Raw genomic sequence first — 5,685 nt, 5'->3', positions numbered from 1 at the left:
GTGACGGTCACCAGGTGACCGGGAGGGCCTCGGGGCCGCGGATCAGTGCGTCGCGACGCCAGCGGACCTCGGCGGGCGGCACCGCCGACCGCAGGCCCGGCACCCGGTCGAGGAGCGCGTCCACGACCAGTTCGGCCTCCAGCCTGGCCAGACCGGCGCCCACGCAACGATGGGCGCCGTGCCCGAAGGCCAGATGGGGGTTCGGGTCGCGTTCGAAGTCGATGCGCTCGGGGTCGGGGAAGACGTCAGGGTCGCGGTTGGCGGCCAGGTACGACACATAGACCGGGTCGCCGGCCCGGATGCGGACACCGTGGAGGACCACGTCCTCCAGGGCGATCCGGGACAGGCCGACGGCGTTGCGGTGCGGGACGTACCGCAGCAGCTCCTCGACGGCGCGCGGCCGCAGTCCGGGCTCCTCGCGCAGCCGGGCGAGCAGGTCGGGGCGGCTCAGCAGGACGAAGCACATCCGGCCCGTGTTGTGGGTGAGGGCCTCACCGCCGATCTGGAGGGAACCGGCCAGCGCCGGCGCCTCCTCCTCGGTGATGTCGCCCCGACCTACGGCCGCGCCGAGCAGGGAGAGGACGTCCTCCTCGCCGGAGTCCCGCCCGCCGGAGTCCCGGTGCTCGGTGACGGCCTTCGCGAAGTACGCCGTCATGTCCCGCTCGGCCCGCTCACCGGCCTCGGCGCCGTCCGTCAGGGACAGGATCCGCCGGGTCCGCACCCGCATCTCCTCGCGGTCCGCCTCGCGGACGCCCATCAGGTCGCAGATCACGGTGACCGCGAACGGCTCCAGCACCCGCGCGACGAGGTCCGCGGGCGGGCCGTCGCGCAGCATCGCGTCCACCGTCGCCTCCAGCTTCCGCCGCGCCGTCGCCCGCAGCCGGGCGATGCCCGGGGCGTCGAAGGCGGGGGCGAGCGCACGGCGCAGCCGGGCGTGGTCCGGCGTGTCGGCCAAGGGCATCGCGCCGGGCCGCGGGGCGAAGTGCGGTGCCCACCGGGTGACCTGACGGCCGGCCACCTCCGCCCGGCTGAACCGGGGGTCGTCCGCCACCAGCCGTACGTCGTCGTGGCGGGTCAGCAGCCACGCCCAGCCCTCGCCGTTGGGCAGCTGGATCCGGTTGATGGGGCCCTCCCGCATCAGCTCGGCCAGCACCGGGTCGAAGTCGACCCCGCTCAGCCTCAGGACGGGCCAGTGCCGTACCGGCGGGGCGCCCAGGGTCTCTTCGCTCGTCGTCATGTGTCGCCACGCATGGGGAACGCCTGCTTTCGCTGTCCGGAAGGGGCCTTCGGCCGGGGCACGCGGTGATGCGGTGGAGTACCCACGATCACCTGTCGGCCCGGCGATCTCGCGCCGGACTACTCCGGACCGGCGAAGCCGGACGGACCACCGCCCCCTGCTGCGGGCCGGGTGGCCGTGTCATGGTCGAGGAGGCACAGCGCCGCCGCCGGAACCGACGGGAGTACGCCATGACGCGCACGGCAGGGCACCTGCTGGAGACCCTCACCGCGAAACTGGCCCCCGACCCCGACGACAACCCTCTGCTGCCGCTCATCGCCGCCGGGACGGCCGACCGCGCCACCCTCGCCGTACTGGCCCTGGAGCAGCACCTGGTGATCGCCTCCGACCACCGCTCCTTCGCCCGGCTGGCCCGGCGGGCGGCGACCGAGGCGCCCGCGAGCGCCGCGTTCTTCCGGCTGCTCGCGGACGGCGAGACCGTCGCGGCCGGCCACCTCACGGTGTTCGCGCGGGCCTGCGGCGTGGACGAGGAACGGGCCGCCGCCCATGAACCGCTGCCCGGCTGCCAGGCCTACCCGTCGTACGTGGCCCGTCTCGCGCTGGAGGCCGCGCCGGCCGACGCGGTCCTCGCCCTGACCGCCAACTTCGCCTCCTGGGGCGGCTACTGCGCCACCATCGCGCGAGCCCTGCGCCACCACTACGACCTCACCGACGAGGCGTGCGCGTTCTTCGACTTCTTCGCCGAGCCGTCCCCCGACCTGGACAAGAGCGCCCGGGCGGCCGTGGAGGAGGGCTGCGAGGCGGGCCGGCTCGACGAGAGGCTGGCCCAGCGTCACGGCCGACTGCTGCAGAGCTACGAATCCATGTTCTGGAGCACACTCGCCCGCCTGTGAGAAGGCGGCGGGAGGGGGCCGGCTCAGCCGGACACGGCACCACTGCTGTGCGCGATGCACGCCACGTCGATACGGTCGGCCAGCTTCGCCAGCTCGATCGTCAGCGCGGCCACCGTGCCCTCGTCCAGGTCGTCCGCGCCCGCCTCCACCAGGTGCAGCCACCGCCCGCCCACCGTTCGCAGCAGCTTGCTGACATCGGCGGCGGCCACCTGAAGGGTGCCGCGGTCGTCGACGATCAGAGGCAGAGTCACTTCGCGGTTCACAACGGGGATGGTAACCGCGGAAGGCTCACGCCCCGTGCCACACGGTGGTGATGTTGCAGAACTCCCGGATTCCGTGTCCGGACAACTCACGTCCGTAACCCGACCGCTTGACCCCGCCGAACGGGAATGCCGGGTGTGAGGCGGTCATTCCGTTGACGAAGACGCCTCCCGCGTCGAGGTCCCGTACGAAACGGTCGACCTCGGCCGCGTCCTGCGTCCATACGTTCGAGCTGAGCCCGAAGGGCGTGTCGTTGGCGATTGCGATCGCTTCGTCGAGGTCGGCGACCCGGTACAGGGTGGCCACAGGACCGAAGGTCTCCTCGCGGTGGACCCGCATCTCGGGGGTGATGTCGGCGAGGACGGTCGGCGGGTAGAACCAGCCGGGCCCGTCCGGGCGCTCCGCGCCGCACAGGACCGTGGCGCCGCTCTCCACGGCCTCGTCGACCAGGCCCTCCAGGTCCTCGCGGCCCTGCTCGCTGGAGAGCGGCCCGACGTCGGTGTCCTCGTCCAGCGGGTCGCCGACCTTCAGCGCCCTCATGCCCTCGACGAAACGCTCGGCGAAGGCGTCGTACACGTCGGCGTGCACGATGAACCGCTTGGCGGCAATACACGACTGACCGGCGTTCTGCGCACGCGCCGTCACCGCCGTCCTCGCCGCGCGGTCGACGTCCGCCGACGGCATCACGATGTACGGGTCGCTGCCGCCCAGCTCCAGCACCGTCTTCTTGATCTCGTCACCGCCGACGGAGGCCACGGACCGGCCCGCGGGCTCGCTGCCGGTGAGGGTGGCGGCCCGGACCCGCGGGTCGCGCAGGACGCCCTCGACGGCGCCGGATCCGATGAGCAGGGTCTGGAAGCAGCCCTCGGGGAAGCCCGCCCGGCGGAACAGGTCCTCCAGGTAGAGGGCGGTCTGCGGGACGTTCGAGGCGTGCTTGAGCAGACCCACGTTGCCGGCCATCAGGGCGGGCGCGGCGAAGCGGATCACCTGCCACAGCGGGAAGTTCCACGGCATCACCGCGAGGACCGGGCCGAGCGGGCGGTAGCGGACCAGGACGCGGGAGGCACCGGAGTCCTTCACGTCCGCGTCGGAGGGCTCCACGTCGGTGAGCAGCACCTCAGCGTGTTCGGCGTACCAGCGCATCGCCTTCGCGCACTTGGCGACCTCGGCGCGGGCCTGCTTGACCGGCTTGCCCATCTCGGTCGTCATGACACGGGCGACGTCCTCCGCGTCCTCGTCCAGGAGGTCGGCGGCCCGGCGCAGCAGCCGGGCGCGTTCCGCGAACGACGTCGTCCGGTACGTGCGGAACGTGCGCTCGGCCGTCGCGAGCCGACGCTCGATCTCCTCCTCGCCCAGGGCCTCGTACGTCTTGAGCGTCTCGCCGTTCGCCGGATTCACCGTCGCGATGGGCATGCCTGACCTCCTGCGTGGGCTGTCCCTCGACCTTCCCGCGCGGCGACGCGCGCCGCAACGCGGGCTCAGCCCGAGTGCTCAGCCAGCCGGTCGAGAAACTCCGTCTGCGCCTTCACGAGCACCGCGCGGGCCCGCTCCGGGTCGCACCACTCCACCCGGTCCAGTTCGGGGAACTCCTGGATCCGCCCCGACCTGGGCGGCCACTCCATCCGGAAGGTCCCCGGCACCACGGTCGACGGGTCGAGGTCGGCCTCGATCGCCCACACCGTGACGATCTTGCCGTTGGTCTGCCGCACCTCACCGAGGGGTACGGCCTCCCCGTCGGGCGGCTCCAGCCCCAGCTCCTCACGGAACTCGCGGCGCGCCGCCTCCCAGGCGGGCTCGTCGGGCTCGTACTCGCCCTTCGGCACCGTCCACGCGCCCGCGTCCTTCCGCTCGAAGTACGGGCCGCCCATGTGGCCCAGCAGCACCTCGACGCCGTGCTCGGTGCGGCGGTACAGCAGCAGACCGGCACTGCGCTTGGGTGTCGTCACCGGGGGACCTCCGGGTGTGCGGCGAGCAGGGTCTCGACCGTATCGGCTTCGGCGGGGGTCTTGTCCTCGCGATAGCGGATCACGCGCGCGAAACGGAGGGTGACACCGGCCGGATAGCGTGTCGAGCGCTGGAGGCCGTCGTAGGCGATCTCGACGACGAGTTCGGGGCGGACGGTCACACCCCAGCGCTTCTCCTCGACGGCCAACTCCCGCAGCCGCTCGGTCTGCCAGGTCAGCATCGCGTCCGTCATGCCCTTGAAGGTCTTGCCGAGCATCGCGAAGCCCCCGTCGGCGGTGCGGGCGCCGAGGTGGAGGTTGGAGAGCTTGCCGGTACGCCGCCCGTGGCCCCACTCGGCGGCCAGCACCACCAGGTCGAGGGTGTGCACGGGTTTGACCTTGAGCCAGGAGGCACCGCGGCGGCCCGCGCTGTAGGCGGCGTCCAGGGCCTTCAGTACGACCCCCTCGTGGCCCCGGGCCAGTGTGTCCGCGAGGAAGCGCTCCGCCTCGGCGAGGTCGTCGGGGCCGTGCACGACGGTGCGCCGGACCCGCATCGCCTCCGGGACGAGCCGGGCCAGCTCGGTGTGGCGTTCGATGAGCGGCAGGTCGAGGAGGTCCCGGCCGTCCATGGAGAGCGCGTCGAAGAAGACCGGCGACACCGGCACCTGCTCGGCCGCCGTCGCCACGTCCAGCCGCGAGCCGACCCGCCCGGCGGTCTCCTGGAAGGAACGCGGCCGCCCCGTCTCGTCGAACGCGATCACCTCCCCGTCGAGGATGAACCGCTCGCCCCGCAACTCCAGTGCCGCCGCCGTCAGTTCGGGGAGGCGGTCGGTGATGTCGTCGAGGGTCCGCGTGTAGAGGCGTACGTCGGGGCCGTCGCGGTGGACCTGGACACGGATACCGTCCAGCTTCTCCTCGACGGCGCAGGCGCCCAGCTTCTCCACGGCCTCCGCGACCGAGGAGGCGCTGTGCGCCAGCATCGGCAGGACGGGCCGCCCCACCGTGAGCCGGAACCGCTCCAGGGCGGGCGGGCCGTCCGCGAGCAGCGCCCGCGCCACCGTCTGGAGCGACCCGGCGAGCATCACCGCCCGGCGGACGTCGGCGGGGGGCGCGCCCGTCGCCGAGGCGAGGCCCTCGACGGCCACCGCGTCCAGGGCGCCCTGCCGGACCTCGCCCGTGAGCAGCGCTATCTGTTCGGGCTGCTCACGGGCGAGGCCCTCGACGGCCACCGCGTCCAGGGCGCCCTGCCGGACCTCGCCCGTGAGCAGCCCGAACAGATAGCGCTGCTCGACGTCGGTGGCGGCGGCGAGCAACTCGCCCACGAGGCGCCGGCGTTCCGCCTGCGAGCCGG

6 protein-coding genes are annotated in these 5,685 nt (G+C 73.1%); 1 reads left to right on the top strand and 5 read right to left on the bottom strand.

Features of this window, described 5'->3' with window-relative positions:
• Window positions 1-7: 7 nt before the first annotated feature.
• Complete coding sequence (locus AOK15_RS38175; RefSeq protein ID WP_055523422.1) at window positions 8-1,237, bottom strand: cytochrome P450; 1,230 nt, start codon at window positions 1,235-1,237, stop codon at window positions 8-10.
• Window positions 1,238-1,467: 230 nt separating this feature from the next.
• Here AOK15_RS38175 and AOK15_RS38170 point away from each other — a divergent pair, with 230 nt between their 5' ends.
• A complete protein-coding gene (locus AOK15_RS38170) occupies window positions 1,468-2,130 on the top strand; it encodes a thiaminase II/PqqC family protein (protein WP_055523424.1) in 663 nt (220 codons plus the stop codon).
• Window positions 2,131-2,153: 23 nt separating this feature from the next.
• On the opposite strand, the gene AOK15_RS38165 is transcribed toward AOK15_RS38170, so the two are convergent.
• From AOK15_RS38165 to AOK15_RS38150, 4 genes are all read right to left on the bottom strand, one after another.
• Complete coding sequence (locus AOK15_RS38165; RefSeq protein WP_055523421.1) at window positions 2,154-2,393, bottom strand: DUF6213 family protein; 240 nt, start codon at window positions 2,391-2,393, stop codon at window positions 2,154-2,156.
• A 25-nt stretch (window positions 2,394-2,418) separates the two neighbouring features.
• Window positions 2,419-3,804: an NADP-dependent succinic semialdehyde dehydrogenase gene (locus tag AOK15_RS38160; RefSeq protein WP_055523420.1), complete on the bottom strand. Its 1,386-nt coding sequence runs from the start codon at window positions 3,802-3,804 to the stop codon at window positions 2,419-2,421.
• A gap of 65 nt (window positions 3,805-3,869) precedes the next feature.
• On the bottom strand, window positions 3,870-4,337 hold the full coding sequence (locus tag AOK15_RS38155; RefSeq protein WP_055523417.1) for an NUDIX hydrolase: 468 nt from the start codon (window positions 4,335-4,337) through the stop codon (window positions 3,870-3,872).
• Window positions 4,334-5,685, bottom strand: a 1,352-nt coding sequence (locus AOK15_RS38150; protein WP_055523414.1) for an ATP-dependent DNA ligase, incomplete at its 5' end; no start/stop codon positions are given. The genes AOK15_RS38150 and AOK15_RS38155, both read right to left, overlap by 4 nt.

This window comes from Streptomyces ossamyceticus (assembly GCF_001418475.1).
GTDB lineage: Bacteria > Actinomycetota > Actinomycetes > Streptomycetales > Streptomycetaceae > Streptomyces > Streptomyces ossamyceticus.
This window is presented reverse-complemented; position numbering and strand designations above follow the sequence as displayed.